This is a genomic window from Azonexus sp., assembly GCF_030824335.1.
Taxonomy (GTDB): domain Bacteria; phylum Pseudomonadota; class Gammaproteobacteria; order Burkholderiales; family Rhodocyclaceae; genus Azonexus.
This window is the reverse complement of the sequence record NZ_JAVBXX010000042.1, coordinates 12,397-28,160: the sequence shown is the minus strand read 5'-3', so window position 1 is coordinate 28,160 and position 15,764 is coordinate 12,397. Positions and strand designations below refer to the sequence as shown.

13 protein-coding genes and 1 CRISPR repeat array (1 of these 14 running past the window's edge) are annotated in these 15,764 nt (G+C 58.5%); of the genes, 5 read left to right on the top strand and 8 right to left on the bottom strand.

From position 1 onward, the window contains the following. Window positions 1–152 precede the first annotated feature (152 nt). From RCI20_RS16670 to RCI20_RS16655, 4 genes are all read right to left on the bottom strand, one after another. Window positions 153–2,609, bottom strand: a complete 2,457-nt coding sequence (locus RCI20_RS16670; RefSeq protein ID WP_306607518.1) for a hypothetical protein — start codon at window positions 2,607–2,609, stop codon at window positions 153–155. A gap of 239 nt (window positions 2,610–2,848) precedes the next feature. Next, window positions 2,849–3,313 carry a copper chaperone PCu(A)C gene (locus tag RCI20_RS16665; RefSeq protein ID WP_306607515.1) on the bottom strand — a complete coding sequence of 155 codons (465 nt, stop codon included), beginning with the start codon at window positions 3,311–3,313 and terminating at the stop codon, window positions 2,849–2,851. Beyond that, the gene (locus tag RCI20_RS16660; RefSeq protein ID WP_306607513.1) at window positions 3,310–3,939 is read right to left on the bottom strand and encodes an SCO family protein; all 630 of its coding nucleotides are present in this window, start codon (window positions 3,937–3,939) and stop codon (window positions 3,310–3,312) included. The genes RCI20_RS16665 and RCI20_RS16660 overlap by 4 nt, the downstream gene beginning before the upstream one ends. 1 nt (window position 3,940) lies before the next feature. Beyond that, window positions 3,941–4,402: a hypothetical protein gene (locus tag RCI20_RS16655; protein ID WP_306607511.1), complete on the bottom strand. Its 462-nt coding sequence runs from the start codon at window positions 4,400–4,402 to the stop codon at window positions 3,941–3,943. Between the two features lie 184 nt (window positions 4,403–4,586). Here RCI20_RS16655 and RCI20_RS16650 point away from each other — a divergent pair, with 184 nt between their 5' ends. Further along, a complete protein-coding gene (locus RCI20_RS16650; protein WP_306607509.1) occupies window positions 4,587–5,093 on the top strand; it encodes a TlpA disulfide reductase family protein in 507 nt (168 codons plus the stop codon). Between the two features lie 15 nt (window positions 5,094–5,108). Here the strand turns inward: RCI20_RS16650 and RCI20_RS16645 are convergent, their stop codons facing one another. Continuing rightward, window positions 5,109–7,331: a bifunctional (p)ppGpp synthetase/guanosine-3',5'-bis(diphosphate) 3'-pyrophosphohydrolase gene (locus RCI20_RS16645; protein ID WP_306607506.1), complete on the bottom strand. Its 2,223-nt coding sequence runs from the start codon at window positions 7,329–7,331 to the stop codon at window positions 5,109–5,111. 165 nt (window positions 7,332–7,496) lie between these two features. Between RCI20_RS16645 and RCI20_RS16640 the strand changes: the two genes are divergently transcribed. The 3 genes from RCI20_RS16640 to RCI20_RS16630 are packed head-to-tail and all read left to right on the top strand — an operon-like array spanning window position 7,497 to window position 10,571. Continuing rightward, window positions 7,497–8,804, top strand: a complete 1,308-nt coding sequence (locus tag RCI20_RS16640; RefSeq protein WP_306607504.1) for a Glu/Leu/Phe/Val dehydrogenase — start codon at window positions 7,497–7,499, stop codon at window positions 8,802–8,804. 56 nt (window positions 8,805–8,860) lie between these two features. Continuing rightward, window positions 8,861–9,748 (top strand): DMT family transporter, encoded by an 888-nt coding sequence (locus tag RCI20_RS16635; protein WP_306607502.1) that lies wholly within the window; start codon window positions 8,861–8,863, stop codon window positions 9,746–9,748. Between the two features lie 4 nt (window positions 9,749–9,752). Next, window positions 9,753–10,571 (top strand): zinc-dependent peptidase, encoded by an 819-nt coding sequence (locus RCI20_RS16630; RefSeq protein WP_306607501.1) that lies wholly within the window; start codon window positions 9,753–9,755, stop codon window positions 10,569–10,571. 15 nt (window positions 10,572–10,586) lie between these two features. Here RCI20_RS16630 and fliW read toward each other — a convergent pair whose 3' ends face one another. Continuing rightward, on the bottom strand, window positions 10,587–11,033 hold the full coding sequence (gene fliW, locus RCI20_RS16625) for a flagellar assembly protein FliW (RefSeq protein ID WP_306607499.1): 447 nt from the start codon (window positions 11,031–11,033) through the stop codon (window positions 10,587–10,589). A gap of 119 nt (window positions 11,034–11,152) precedes the next feature. Between fliW and RCI20_RS16620 the strand changes: the two genes are divergently transcribed. Continuing rightward, window positions 11,153–13,468: a Tex family protein gene (locus tag RCI20_RS16620; protein ID WP_306607497.1), complete on the top strand. Its 2,316-nt coding sequence runs from the start codon at window positions 11,153–11,155 to the stop codon at window positions 13,466–13,468. 85 nt (window positions 13,469–13,553) lie between these two features. Here the strand turns inward: RCI20_RS16620 and RCI20_RS16615 are convergent, their stop codons facing one another. Together RCI20_RS16615 and RCI20_RS16610 are read right to left on the bottom strand one after the other, a co-directional pair. Continuing rightward, a complete protein-coding gene (locus RCI20_RS16615) occupies window positions 13,554–14,624 on the bottom strand; it encodes an NADH:flavin oxidoreductase/NADH oxidase (RefSeq protein WP_306607495.1) in 1,071 nt (356 codons plus the stop codon). Between the two features lie 76 nt (window positions 14,625–14,700). Beyond that, window positions 14,701–14,892, bottom strand: a complete 192-nt coding sequence (locus RCI20_RS16610; RefSeq protein WP_306607494.1) for a DUF3368 domain-containing protein — start codon at window positions 14,890–14,892, stop codon at window positions 14,701–14,703. Between the two features lie 12 nt (window positions 14,893–14,904). Continuing rightward, window positions 14,905–15,764: a CRISPR direct-repeat array (repeat unit 37 nt; unit sequence GTTTCAATCCACGCCCCTCGTTGCCGAGAGGCGATGC); it runs 3,269 nt beyond the window's last position.

Sequence of the window (15,764 nt, the reverse complement as noted above, 5' to 3'; positions counted from 1 at the left end):
AAAACCCCGAAAAATCGGGGGTTCATCAGCAGTCTGAGGCGGCTGAATCAGCCGCCTTTTTGCTTTTTGGGGACTGCTACGGTCAACCGGAAAAAACAGCCAAAATTGAAGGCAACAAAGTGGAACAAGCATGTCGTGCTACGGCTACAAACTCAGTGTTTGGAAACGTCTTTAGTAGAAAGATTGATTTTCTGAAATGCGTTCTTTCCTGTGGGAGTTCCTGGCGTCTGCGGGGGGCGAAACTCCCATAGGGAGCCGTCTCGTTTAACAATAACGGCATAAGAGTTGTAGCCGCTTCCAATTTGAAATATCTGCGCGAAGCCTTTGCCGAAATCGATGGGAGCTTGGGTAAAAATCCGATCCCTGTTCCATCCACCAGAATGCATCCAGTTTCCCCAGCCGAGCAGATGGCCATCCTGTCTCAGTGCAAGAACGATGACGTCATCCGGAGGGCGCGGGAATTCGCCCGCATAGCCCAGCGCAACCGCTTCCTTATAACCACAGCCCATCGGTTCCATCTGTGTCCGGTTTCCCCGCTGATAGCTTGCCCAAAGGCTGCTGTCGCGTTTGACTCCTACGGCATATCCACCATTGGCCCAGTGAATCGATACGTAGTCATCACCAACCTTCGTCGGGCCATGATCCAAGCGCCCGTCGATATCTGTCAAGGCTTTCAAAGATTCACCCCATGACCACGAGGAGCCATCCGCCCTGAAAGCCATATCTATACCGTTACCAGCCAGACGCGAGAATCCTCCCCCGATTCGCTGCCAGCTTTCCGGGGCGTTGGCGTGATTTTCTCCCCGCTTGCGGCCCCAAGCCCAAAGGCTGCCGTCGTGTTTTAGCATTTGGAGTTGTTGGTTTCTTCCGTGCCCAATGTCAGCGACGTCAGTTGCTGCCTTGAAGGGGTAGGTGGGGGTTTGTACACTCCAGAACCAAAGCGCCCCATCACGCCCAAGCGACCATAACTCCTCTTTGTGGCCCGCCATTGCCCGGGATTGGTTTGGCGACAGTGATAGCAGCGTTGGCTTTTCGCCATATGGGCATGCTCCAGTCCAAGTCACCAATGTACCGTTTTTGAGTAACCCGACTACTGAAGAAAAATTATCAGTGTCAATCTTGGCAAAATTCGTACCGATAACGATTGGTGGTTTTTTCCGCCAATACGCGTCCCAGCACCACAAGCTTCCATCGGTATACAGAACCAGCGTTTCATCGTGAGCGCCATGCGTGCCGTGTACGGCTCGAACATGCTCTTTTCTTTCTATGCCTGGATTGTCTGATGAGGTATCCGCCTCGCACCCCAAGCTGTCGGGCGCAGGCTCCTGTACATCGCCTTCACCCAACAACAAGCTCCGCCCATAGTCGTTGAGAAGCGGACGCAACTCGTCTGAAGTGTAGCGCTGAACAAATGGGCGCCCCGCCTTTCCTTCGCGACTGTCGCGGCAAGTCCAGAAAGTCGAAAACTGCCAACGTCCATCCGTTTCTGGCTCAATACTCCAATATTCACGGTGGTCTTTTTCAGAGTCGTCCTTGGCGCAACTCATCAGAAAGTCGCCATCGAGATCCGTTGAACGTTCGCAACTGGCACCATCGCGCTTGCAATTCGGGCTTAGGTCAAGATGCTCCTGCCTGACAATGGACCAGCCTCTCCGCAGCTTTGCCACACGAAATCGTACCGCCATTGTGTTCGCACCGGTATATGACAAAACATCGGCAGCGTGAATTCTGCGTCCGTTCCATAGATCGAAAATTTCTACACCTTCTCCCGAACTGCAGGAGGAGTCGCAGCCTGATGAGAATATTTTCAAGGCCAACAGACGGCCATTGTTGATTACTGTGGAAAAGCGTACTTCATCCGGTGATCGACGATCTCGGCTTCGGTACTCTTCCAGCAACCCGGGCATTCCATCAGCCAATTGTTTAGGCGCAGGTAGATCGAAATAATCGCCGAAAATCTGGTTGTTAATTAAGCGCCCGATCTTTGGTGGATCCGTTTCCACAAAGGGCATCGACAAATCCGGATAAAACCCGGTCGCTTTTGACTGCCTGTTTCGAAGTTGCAACGTCTTGACCGTCACAGATTCGGGCTTTGGATATTGTGGCGCGCATTGCAACACCAAGGCCGAAAGGAAGGTGTTGCGCTCACGATAGGCGTCGGCAAGAAAGCTAGGATCCGATGGCCATCGTTCTGAAAGTTTTCTCAGACCAGCGAGCCATTTCCGTTGTGTTGCTCTGACGTCCTGGTCTTCAAACTGAGATGGGCAGTGAGATTCCAAGTAGTCATACGAGAAGCCGAGCTCATCATCGGCTCGCGACAGATCAATGTTTTCACAGACCATTTTTTCGACCGGTTGTCGTGCCCGGCCGCAATCGAAGCTAGCCGCATGTCCGAATGCTGCGATCAGGGAAAGAACAAGAATTGCAAACGCTTTTATCGATTGTCTCCGAATAGTATTTTTCATTTCCAAATTCGCATTTGTCATCATGTGGTAAGCCAAATACTGCCAGAGCAGCACGGAAGATTCACGCCAAAACTCGGAAAATATCTTCCTGTTTGTGAGCAAAATTTCCGTCCAGGTCAGGTTTGTCGCGCTGCCGCCCAGCACCGCGACAACGCGCTAAACAAGGCCCGTTTGAGGTCAGGGAACCCGCTTTGCCGCGCCGCTTTCCTGGCATCACCGGCTAATCAATCATCCAGTCGCAAATTTCAGAATTCGCCTCGTTTCGGCTTGAATCAGGAAATCCCCATGATTTCCAACCAGACCCCCCCCCCCGAACAATCGGGGGTTCGTCAGCAGTCTGACGGGGCAGAAATGCCCCGTTCGTTTTCCGGAATCCCGAATCTTCAGTGCTGTCCGTGCCGCATCTGCATGCCGGCCGGGACCATTTTCTGTACCTTGACATCCACCTGCTTGCTGCTGCCGTCATCGAAAGTCAGCGTGATCGGCACGACCTGGCCTTCGCTCAGTGGCGCCTTCATGTCGATCAGCATCACGTGCAAACCGCCCGGTTGCAGCACAGCTTCTCCTTTGGCCGGCAGGTCAATGGCTGGCACCTGACGCATGCGCATGACGCCCTTGTCGTTGATGTGCGTGTGCAACTCGGTCAGGCGTGATGCCGGGTTGTCGGCCTTGACCAGTTTGGCATCCTTGCTACCGGTATTCTTGAGCACCATGAAAGCACCGGTTGCCTGCGCGTTCGGCGGTGCCAGACGGACGTAGGGCTCATGGACGACGACATCGTCTGCCGTACCGGCAAATGCTGCGGTCGACAGGCTCAAAGCGGCAAAAACAAAGGACAGACGTTTCATGGATGTACTCCTCGGGATTGATTGAGATATTGACGAATCAGCGCGGCAACCTGCTCAGGGGCCGTGCCATGTGCCAGGCGGGCAAGCGGACGGCCATCCGTACCGACAATGAAGCTGTCCGACGAATGATCGACGACATAGGCGCCACCCGGCGTCTGTGCGGGTTGTGCCGCATAAAACACACCGTAACGGGCGGCCACTTCCGCCAGTTCAGCCGGACTGCCAGTAACCCCAATGATGTCGGGCGCAAAAAATTCGACATAGGTTTTGAGATGCTCAGGCGTATCGCGTGCTGGATCGACCGAAATAAAGAAAAGTACCAACCTCGCCCGCTCATCCGGCGTCAGCAAGGCCATCCCGGCGGTCAACGCGCTCAGCGTCGTCGGACAGATATCCGGGCAATAGGTATAACCAAAATAGATCAGCCCCAACTGACCAGGCTGCCTGTTCAATGAGTCGACGAGGGAAACCGGGCCACTGGCCGCCTGCAAGGTAAAATTTCCTCCCGGTGGCAAGCTTGCAAGCGATACGCTGCCTGTCGGCGTTAGCGGTTGCCAGAACAGCCCCAGACCGATGACCAGACTGGCCAGCAGCGCAATGCAGGTGATCAACAGACGATTGGACATTTCAGCCAGTCACGAAACGGAAGGGCACGGCAATCCGGGCATCGGACGTCTCCAGCAGGACGGTCGCCTGCCAGGTCATGTGCCCGGTCACACAGACCGGCAAAGTCGCCTCACCGATAAAAATGCCGGCTGACCTTTCGGCGAGTTGCGGTCGATTGAAGCCCATTTCCATATCGACACCGGCAAAATCGATGGCGACATTCTTGGCGCTGCTGCCCCGGACTTCAACTTTGACCTCGAATGGTTTGACCAATGGAATCGGCTGGGTGTTGACGGAAAACACCAAACTCCCGCCGCCAGGCAAAGCAACGCTGCAAGCTTGCTGCTGCACATTGCAGGACGGATCGGGGGCGATACTCAAATCGGACTGCGGCAGCAAAAGGGGCGACAGTTTATAGCCGACCACAACAACCAGCACGATCAACAATCCACCAATGATGTCGAGGAGTATTTTCTTGTTCACACATTTCTCTCAAAATGGCCCAGATGGAAAATTCCCGGCCATTCAAGGCTTGCCAGCCTGGACGCATATTGTTTCATGGCCTGCCGCTTGTGGCAGTGCGGCATATTGTCGCAGCTCGACCTGAGCATACTTTGCCGAATGCTAATATGCACTATCCCCCCACCCCACGATGCAGATCAATTTTGTGAAAACCCTTACCGCTTCCTGCTTTTTTGTCCTGTTTTTTGCCCTGCTGTCCCCGTTGACCGCAATCGGCGAAACCCAGGATGCCAGCCCGCTTTTTTCCAGCACACTGCAGTCCGCGGACAACAAACCCGTCGCACTGGCGCAGTATCGCGGCAAACCGCTGGTGGTCAACTTCTGGGCCCGCTGGTGCCCGCCTTGTCGGGCCGAAATTCCGGAACTGTCCGCCTTCCAGAAAACCCATCGCGGCCAGATCGAGGTGCTGGGCATCGGCCTCGAAGACGATGCGACTGCCGTCAGCGCTTTCATGAAGCAACACAAGATGGATTACACCGTGTTGCTCACTGGCAATCAGGGAACCCCGTTGATGCAGGCGTTGGGCAATAAACAGGGCGGCCTGCCTTACACCTTGTTCATTGACCGGCAAGGCCGCGTGGTCGGCAAGAAAATCGGTCTGCTGCGCCAGACCGACCTGGCAAAAGCGGCCGAGTTGCTACTTGCCCGCTGAATTTGGGCGCCAAACTCAGGCGCGCCGCACACCAACGACGCCTTCAACATCGTGGATCAGCGTCAGGGTGCGCTGCAATTGGCGCAAATTGGTAATTTCAACGGTAAAACTCATGTGTGCAGTACCTTGTTTGGAGTGGGTATTGACGCCCACCACATTGAGTTTTTCCCGCGTGAAAATTTCCGAAATATCGCGTAACAAACCCTGACGGTCATGCGCATCGACGACGATATCGCAGGCGAAGACGCCGGTCGTCTCGGTGCCCCAACCGGTTTCGATGACACGCTCCGGATGCAGGGCGGCCAGATTGGCGAAATTCGGGCAATCCGAACGATGGATCGAAATACCCTTGCCACGCGTGATGAAACCATCGATGGCATCCGGTGGCGCCGGTTTGCAGCAACGGGCCAGTTGCGTCAGCAATTTATCCACGCCGACAATCAAAATCCCCTGATTGCCCTCCACCGCCTTGCGCGCTTTGGTCGGCACGCTATCCGGCACCAACACTTCCAGCGATGCATCGCCACCGCGTGCCACCGTCTGGAATTGCCGCTGATTCAGTTCGCCCCGGGCGGCAGCGATGTAGAGATCGTCAGCTTTGGCGAAATCCAGCTTGCGCGCCAGTTCCTCGATATTTGATCCGGGCTGTCCGGAACGCTGCAATTCCTTGGCGATCAAGGCCCGCCCTTCGGCCAGCGTCTCTTCCAGTGCCAGACTGGAGAACCAGGCACGCACCTTGATCCGTGCGCTCTTGGTATGGATGTAACCCTGCGCGGGATTCAGCCAGTCACGCGACGGACCACCCAGTTTGGCGGTAACGATTTCCACCTGCTGCCCGGTTTCCAGCGGCGTATTGAGCGGCAACAACTGACCATCGACCTTGGCGCCCCGGCAACGATGACCGAGATCGGTATGCACGCGATAAGCGAAATCAACCGCCGTCGAACCGGATGGCAAATCGACCACGCGCCCCTGCGGCGTCATCACATAAATCGTCTCGTCGAGTGCCGCCTGCTTGTAGTGACTGATCCAGTCGGAGCTGTCGACAACCTCGTTTTTCCAGGTCAGCAGTTGACGCAACCAGGCGATCTTTTCGTCGTAGGCATCGGCGCCCGGCGCCCGTGCACCTTCCTTGTAACGCCAGTGCGCGGCGACGCCCAATTCGGCGTGCTTGTGCATTTCCCAGGTACGAATCTGGATTTCCAGGCTGCGCCCATCGGGGCAATGGACCGCGGTGTGCAGTGAGCGATAGTGGTTGCCCTTGGGATTCGAGATGTAATCGTCGAACTCCTTGGAAATCGGCGCCCACAGGTTATGCACGATGCCCAATGCGGTATAGCAGTCCTTGACGTCGTCAACGATGATGCGCAAGGCGCGCACGTCATAGACTTCGGAAAAATCGACGCCTTTCTTCCGCATCTTGTTCCAGATACTGAAGATATGTTTCGGTCGACCGTAGATTTCCGCGTTGGTAATCCCGGCTTCGCGCAATTCGGCGCGCACCTTGTCCACCGCATCGCTGATAAAAGCCTCGCGCTCGCTGCGCTTCTCATCAAGCTGCTTGGCAATGTTCTTGTAAATATCGGGATGAATGAAACGGAAAGACAGGTCTTCCAGTTCCCATTTCAGTTCCCAGACGCCAAGACGGTTGGCCAGCGGCGAATAAAGCTCCAGCGTTTCGCGCGCCACCTGCACCCGCAGATCATCCGGATTCGCGGCGTAGAAGCGCAGGGTCTGCGTCCGGCTGGCCAGACGCAACAACACCACCCGGATGTCCTCGACCATCGCCAGCAGCATCTTGCGCAGGACTTCGACCTGCGCCCGCGTTTCGGCCGGATTGCTCTCGCCACCCTCGATATCGACCGCGACAAAGCCCTTGGCAATCGGCCGCAACCGATTCAGGCGGGAAATGCCATGCACCAGATGAGCGGCCGGCTTGCCGAATTTTTGCTCGATATGCACCACGCCGTGTTCGTCTTGCGCCGGAATGGCAAACAGGACGGCAGCGATACGCGATTCGACGTCGAGTTTCAGGCCGGCAATGATGACCGCCATGCCGAGTGCGTGCGACCAGATGCGTTCGCCGCTGCCCAAGGTGCGCTCACCGTAAACTTCCCACGCGTAGGTCACCGCCTCCTGCAAACGCACGACGTCGTGCGCTGGCACACCGGCTGACAAGATGGAGAGGAACTGCTCGAAATCGCTCTGGGCGGCGACGGAATGGACGACGGAAACCATGGGCGCAATTATAGGTCGCCGCCATGCGGAAAGACAGCGAACGAGCCCCTTGCTTACACACTGTCACCAAATGCCCGATGAAACCCGCCGCGTGGGGTTTACCCCGCCTCTGGCCTCTCCTATCCTGTGGAACCAAACCCCATCGCCACAGCAGGAGACTGATCCATGACTCAGGAACTCGACAAAAATGCATCCCCGAAGCTGGGCGGTCTTTCCTACCTCAACCCGGCAGCGCCCGAACCCTGGGCCAGCTTCATCGAACAGATCGAACGCGTTCGCCCCTATCTCGGCCCACTAGAACGCTGGATCGAAACGCTGAAGCATCCGAAACGCACGTTGATCGTCGATGTCCCGATCGAGCGCGACGACGGCAGCATCGCCCACTTCGAGGGCTACCGTGTCCAGCACAACCTGTCGCGCGGCCCCGGCAAGGGCGGCATTCGTTTCCACCCGGCTGTCACGCTCAACGAAGTGATGGCGCTGGCCGGCTGGATGACGATCAAGAATGCCGCCGTCGGCCTGCCTTTCGGTGGCGCCAAAGGCGGTGTTCGGGTTGATCCGGCAACGCTGAGCAAGGGAGAGTTGCAGCGCATGACGCGCCGCTTCACCTCGGAAATCGGCCTGATCATCGGCCCCGACCGGGATATCCCGGCGCCGGATGTGGGGACCAACGCCCAAACGATGGCCGTCATGATGGATACCTTCTCGATGAATCGCGGGAGTACCACCTCGGGCGTCGTCACCGGCAAGCCGATTGCGCTGGGCGGCAGCCTGGGACGCCAGGAAGCTACCGGGCGCGGTGTTTTCATCATTGCGCGCGAAGCGGGTCGGCATCTGCATATCCCTCAGGAGGGCGCGCGCATCGTGGTGCAAGGTTTCGGCAACGTCGGCGGCATTGCCGCCCGCCTGTTCCGGGCTGCCGGCGCCAAGGTCGTGGCTATCGCCGATCACACGGCAACGCTGGCCAACGAGGCCGGCATCGACATCCCCGCTGCCCAAGCCCACGCCGCAACTACCGGTGGGCTGGCCGGTTTCGCTGGCGCGACGCCAATCGACATCGAGGATTTCTGGCAGACCCCATGCGACTACCTGATTCCCGCCGCGCTTGAAGGACAGATCACGCCGGAGCGCGCGACGCGTATTCAGGCCCGCGTCATCGTCGAAGGGGCCAATGGCCCGACCACCCCGGCCGCCGACGATGTATTGCACAAGCGCGGCATTCTGGTCGTGCCCGACGTGCTGGCCAATGCCGGCGGCGTCACCGTTTCCTATTTCGAATGGGTGCAGGATTTTTCCAGCTTTTTCTGGACCGAAGACGAGATCAATGCACGACTGGAACGCATCATGGTCAGCGCATTCGATGCCATCTGGCTGGTCGCCCAGGAAAAACAAGTATCGCTGCGCACGGCAGCCTTCATCATTGCCTGTCATCGGGTATTGGAAGCCCGCGCCGAACGGGGGCTTTATCCATAACTTTCCCGAAGCACTTTCCTGCGGTCAACGACCCCATCGGGCATAATTCGCCGACCATGCCAAAAATCCTGACCAATCCCTACCTGCTGCTGACCCTGACCGCACTGTTCTGGTCAGGCAACATGGTGCTTGGGCGCGGCATCCGTGCCGACATTCCGCCGCTGGCCCTGGCCTTCTGGCGCTGGGCCATCGCCTTCCTGCTCGTCCTGCCGCTGGCGCTACCGCACCTGAAAGCGCAGTGGCCGCTCCTGAAGAAAGGCTGGCGACCGATCCTCATCCTCGGCCTGCTCGGCGTGGGCGGCTACAACACCTTTGCTTACCTGGCGCTGCAAACGACGACGGCGACCAATGCGGTACTGCTCAACTCATTCATTCCGGTAGCCACGATTGCCATTTCCTGGGCCTTCCTCGGCAAACATCTGAAAAAACTCGAAGCACTCGGCGTCGGCATTTCCCTGCTCGGCGCACTGACCATTGTTGCCCGTGGCGACCTGAACGTGCTGCTGCACTTGAACCTCAATACCGGCGACCTGTGGATGCTCTGCTCTGTACTGGTCTGGGCCATCTACACCGTCGGTCTGGCCTGGCGCCCGAGTGGCGTGCATCCGATGCTGATGCTTGCCGCCTTCACGGCAGTCGGCCTTTGCGCCCTGTTCCCAGCCTACCTCTGGGAAATGGCGCAGGGGCGCCAGATCAACGTACACCTCGGCTCACTGGCCTCATTGGCCTACGTCGGGATTTTCCCCAGCTTCCTCGGCTACATTTTCTACAACCGGGGCGTTGCCGAAGTCGGCGCCAGCCGGGCCAGCCTGTTCATTCACCTGATGCCGGTGTTCGGCACCCTGCTCTCGGTCATTTTTCTCGCCGAAATCCCGTATGCCTATCACTATCTGGGCATCACCCTGATCTTTGCCGGCATCTGGCTGACCATGAAAAAAGGCTGAACCGGTGGGATGGTTCGATTGGCTACGCCCCAGGCAGCCAGCGCAAATTCCCCATGCCTTGTGGCAAAAGACCCTGAGTGGCTACCCTTTTCTGGCCAATCTTGCGGTCGACGAGCAAAAAAAGCTGAAAAACCTGGCCGAACAATTTTTGGCCGAGAAGGAGTTTTCCGCTGCCGGCGGCCTGCAACTGACCGACGAAATCTGCGTCGCCATCGCCGCACAAGGCTGCCTGCCGATTCTTGAACTGGGGCTGGCCGCTTATGGCGACTGGGTCGGCATCATCGTTTATCCGGACGAATTCATCGTGGCGCGACAACAGGCGGATGCCGACGGCGTCGTACATGAATTTACCGACGTATTGGCGGGCGAAGCCTGGGAAGGTGGCCCCTTGCTGGTTTCCTGGCACGACGTGCAATTGGCCGATGGCAGCTATAACGTCGTCATCCACGAGTTTGCCCACAAACTCGACATGCTGAACGGCGAGGTCGATGGCATGCCGGCACTGCATTCCGGTATTACGGTCGACGTATGGGAAAACACATTTTCTGCGGCCTACGAAAATTTTTGCCAACGCGTCGATACCGGTGAAGAAACGCTCATCGACCCCTATGCCAGCGAATCCCCGGAAGAATTCTTTGCCGTGCTGAGCGAGAGTTTTTTCGGCCTGCCTGAGGTCGTATCGGATGAATATCCGGCGCTCTACGCCCTGCTCTGCCGCTACTACCGGCAAGACCCGCTATCCCGGAACCAAGCAGGCAAAAATGCAGCAACGGAAACGACAAAGCCAGCCGACGGGGCTGGCTTTGCAACAGACAAATGCTGAATCAGGAAACTGAAATCAGACCGCGCTGGACAGATTCGACAAAGTCACGTTGGTGGCAACCTTGACCAGCAACTTCTGCACGCCGACGCGCTCTTTCAGGTTGATGATCAGCGGTGCGCGCAGATTCGGGTTGATGCCCGGCGTGCCTTCACCTTCAGTTTCCTTGAACAGGATGATCATCACGGCCACATCTTCGGCAGCCGGGGACTTCAGCAGGGCATTTTCTTCATCGCTCAGTTCGAGCTCGTAATGGAAGCCCAAGGTCGTCGGATCGATGATCTGAAAAGCCACTGACGGATCGTCCAGCGATTGCAGCGTGAAGCTGGCCGGATCACCCTTGCCTTCTTCATGAACCAGCGTGAAGTTTTTATTGTTTTCGAAAGCGAAAAGACCATTCGGAAAACTCAGGGTCTTTTCCGGCGAAACTTCGATTGCGCCGAACAAATAGGTTTCAACTTTCATATATTTCCTCCTCTGACATTGGAATGCTTGCAGCGCTATCCTACACCACTCCCAAGCAGTTGTAATTTGCTTCTGGATTGCGCATTATTCGCTCCCCTTTTTGCCGTACTGCCGCACCCATGCTCGCTCCCATCGAACACCGCATTGCCGTTGAACTCGGCGTCCGTCCCACCCAGGTCAAGGCCGCCGTCCAGTTGCTCGACGAAGGCGCCACCGTGCCCTTCATCGCCCGCTACCGCAAGGAAGTGACCGGCGAACTCGACGACACGCAACTGCGCAACCTGGAAGAGCGCCTGACCTATCTGCGCGACCTCGAAGACCGCCGCGTTGCCGTGCTGGCCAGCATCGAGGAACAGGGCAAACTGACGCCGGAACTGCGTGCCGTGATCGAGGATGCCGAAACCAAGCAGCGCCTAGAAGACCTTTACCTGCCGTACAAACAGAAACGCCGCACCAAGGCGCAGATCGCCCGCGAGGCCGGCATCGAGCCGCTGGCGCTGGCGCTGCTCGACAACCCGGAACTGACGCCCGACGACGAAGCGGAAAAGTACCTCAACGCTGAAGCCGGCTTCGCCGACAGCAAAGCGGTGCTCGACGGCGCCCGCCAGATCCTGATGGAAAAGTTCGCCGAAGACGCGCAACTGCTGCAAACCTTGCGCGAATATCTGAAAGAACACGGTTTATTGCGGTCGACTGTCATCGAAGGCAAAGAACTGGAAGGCGCCAAGTTCCGCGACTGGTTCGACTTTGCCGAATCCATCGTCGACATGCCCTCGCACCGCGCGCTGGCCTTGCTGCGCGGGCGCAACGAAGGCTTCCTCAACGTCACGCTGGTGCTCGATTCCGAACTTAACGAAGACGCCGTCAAGCCCGGCCCGAGCCCTTGCGAACAGCGTATCGCCGTGCGTTTCGGCATCAAGGCGCAGAACCGTCCGGCCGACAAATGGCTGCAGGATACGGTACGCTGGACCTGGAAAATCAAGGTTTACACCCACCTCGAACTCGAACTGGTCAATGAATTGCGCGAGCGCGCCGAGGAAGAAGCCATCCGCATCTTCGGCAAGAACCTGAAAGACCTGCTGCTCGCCGCACCGGCCGGCCAGCACGTGACCATGGGCATCGACCCGGGTATCCGCACCGGCTGCAAGATCGCCGTCGTCGACGCCACCGGCAAGCTGCTCGACACCGCCACCATCTACCCGCACGAGCCGCGCAACGACTGGGGCGGCTCGATCTCGACCATCGCCCGCCTGGCCTCAGCGCACGGCGTGACCCTGGTCGCCATCGGCAACGGTACGGCCAGCCGGGAAACCGACAAGCTGGTGCAGGACGTCATGAAGAAATACCCGGAAGCGCGGCTGCAGAAGATCGTCGTTTCGGAAGCCGGCGCCTCGGTCTATTCGGCCTCGGAATTGGCGGCCAAGGAATTCCCGGACCTCGATGTTTCCATTCGCGGCGCCGTTTCAATTGCCCGCCGACTGCAGGACCCGCTGGCCGAACTGGTGAAGATCGATCCGAAATCCATCGGCGTCGGCCAGTACCAGCACGACGTTTCCCAATCCAAGCTGGCCAAGAATCTCGATGCTGTCGTCGAGGATTGCGTAAACGCCGTCGGCGTCGACGTCAACACCGCCTCGGTGCCGTTGCTCACCCGCATTTCCGGCCTCAACGGCAGCTTGGCCGCCAACATCGTCAGCTACCGCGATGCCAACGGCGCCTTCAAGTCGCGTAACGACCTGAAGAAAGTGCCGCGCCTCGGCGACAAGACCTTCGAACAGGCCGCCGGCTTCCTGCGCGTGCCGAATGGCGACAACCCGCTCGACGCGTCGTCAGTGCACCCGGAAGCCTATCCGGTGGTCGAGAAAATCATCGTCGATCTGAAAAAATCGATGAAGGACATTCTCGGCAACAGCCAGTCGCTAAAGGGCCTGAATCCGGCCAAATACACCGACGAACGCTTCGGCCTGCCGACCGTGCAAGACATTTTCAAGGAACTGGAAAAACCCGGCCGCGACCCACGCCCCGAGTTCAAGACGGCAACCTTCGCCGATGGCGTCGAAAAGGTCGGCGACCTGCAACCGGGCATGATCCTCGAAGGCGTCGTCACCAATGTGGCCGCCTTTGGTGCCTTCGTCGACATCGGCGTGCATCAGGACGGGCTGGTGCACGTTTCCGCCCTGTCCAACAGCTTCGTCAAAGACCCGCACGACGTGGTCAAGGCCGGCCAGGTGGTGAAGGTCAAGGTGCTGGAAGTCGACCTCGCTCGCCAGCGTGTCGCGCTGACCATGCGCATGTCCGACGAACCGGGCAAAGGCCGCAGTCACGAGGCCGGCGCCCAGCGCGGTGCACCGGTGTCGAAACAGCAGGCTCGCCACAACACCCCGCCACCAGCCGGCAGCGCAATGGCCAGCGCCTTCGCCAAGCTGCGCAAGTAAATACTGCGGTCAACCGCGAAATCGACCCAAAAACAACGCCCCACAACACCGGGGCGTTTTTTTAACCGCTATTTTGGCTTCGGGTTCAGCGTACGACCGGCTTCGCCCGCAGATACTGCTTCGGCCAATTCGCTTCAACCCCCAGCTTCTGCGCCGCCTGCATGGGCCAGTAGGGATTGCGCAGGATTTCCCGACCGACCAGCACCAGATCCGCCTCGCCGTTGGCGATGATGGCTTCGGCCTGTGCCGCCTCGGTGATCAGGCCGACGGCGGCTGATGGCAAGCCGGCTTCCTGACGAATGCGCGTGGCAAACGGCACCTGGAAACCCGGCCCGGCAGGAATTTTTGCGCTCGCCACCAGACCGCCGGTCGACACATCGACCAGATCGACCCCGTCGGTTTTCAGCAATTTGCACAGGTCGACCGTCTGATCCGCATCCCAACCACCCTCAACCCAATCGGTTGCCGACAAGCGAATCAGCAGCGGCAGCTTGGCCGGCCATTCGGCGCGGATCGCCGCCACCACTTCGCGCGTCAGGCGAATCCGCTGGGCGAAGCTGCCGCCGTATTCATCACTGCGCGAATTGCTCAGCGGCGACAGGAACTGATGCAGCAGATAACCATGCGCCGCATGAATCTCAATGGCCTTGAAACCGGCCAGCAAGGCACGCCGCGCCGCCGCAGCAAACGCCGTGACAACACGGGCAATCCCGGCGACATCCAGCGCCTGCGGTTCGGCATAACCCTCGAAAGCGATGGCCGACGGCGCAACAGCCGTCCAGCCGCCCTCTTCCGCCGTCAATGTGCGCTGCGCCTCCCAGCCCAACCCGACGCTGGCCTTGCGCCCGGCATGCGCCAACTGGATCACCGGCACGCTGCCCTGACTTTCGATCAAACGGGCCAGCCGGGCGAGCGGCTCGATCTGAGCATCATCCCAAAGCCCCAAGTCGCCCGGGCTGATCCGCCCCTCCGGCAAAACCGCCGTCGCCTCGACAATAACCAGCCCGGCACCACCAACGGCACGGCTGCCGTAATGCTGAACATGCCAGTCGCCAGCCCGACCATCGGTCGCGGAATACTGGCACATCGGCGGAATACCGATACGGTTGGGCAGCGTCAGATCGCGCAGTTGCAGCGGGCTAAACAGGACAGACATTAAATTCTCCGGTCGACAAAGTAAAAAAGGGAAAACCTGCGGTTGAGTTCTGGACCTCTTCTTCCTCCATGCGTTTTCACAAAAAACAGGAGGTCAGATGATTTCCTCGCCGGCATAGACAAGCCGCTTGCACTTCGCGTAGCCCCAGATAGTGCCCACCGCGCTGCAATTCCTCAATCAACGGCGCTACTCGCTCAATCTCGCCACGCCGCTTGGCCAGCACCAGCAAGCCCAAAATACCGATCACCTTCATTTTCGGCAAGCCCATACCGATACTCAGGTTTCAATCCACGCCCCTCGTTGCCGAGAGGCGATGCTTGCGCTGGGCATTGACGCTGCGCTCGAGAGCAGAGTTTCAATCCACGCCCCTCGTTGCCGAGAGGCGATGCAGCCGGCAACGATCAATCGCACCCTGGGGGCATTGTTTCAATCCACGCCCCTCGTTGCCGAGAGGCGATGCCACGATCCAGCCCCCGCGCATCTCGCTGTATCTCGTTTCAATCCACGCCCCTCGTTGCCGAGAGGCGATGCCGCCACCCAACGTAGGGACTTCCTGACCAACGGAGTTTCAATCCACGCCCCTCGTTGCCGAGAGGCGATGCGTCCGGTTCCAGCAGATGGAACACGGCCCCCTTCTTGTTTCAATCCACGCCCCTCGTTGCCGAGAGGCGATGCACCGTTGTTGGCCCGCTGTGTGGCCGGAAAGTGGGTTTCAATCCACGCCCCTCGTTGCCGAGAGGCGATGCCGTCCGAACCTTCGGCCTGTCTCGCGCTGTTGTTCATGTTTCAATCCACGCCCCTCGTTGCCGAGAGGCGATGCAAACCAGCCCGAAGACCACGACGGAGGCAGCAAAATGTTTCAATCCACGCCCCTCGTTGCCGAGAGGCGATGCCCTTCTCGCAGTCCATATGGACTTCGCCCCATTCATGTTTCAATCCACGCCCCTCGTTGCCGAGAGGCGATGCGAGCGCAAAAGGTCCGCAATTAGGGCGTTTAAGGGGTTTCAATCCACGCCCCTCGTTGCCGAGAGGCGATGCCTTGCCGGGTAAAGGATGAGTCGCCGTCACCTATTGTTTCAATCCACGCCCCTCGTTGCCGAGAGGCGATGCTTGCTAGCCGGGGTGATTGCTCCATGATCG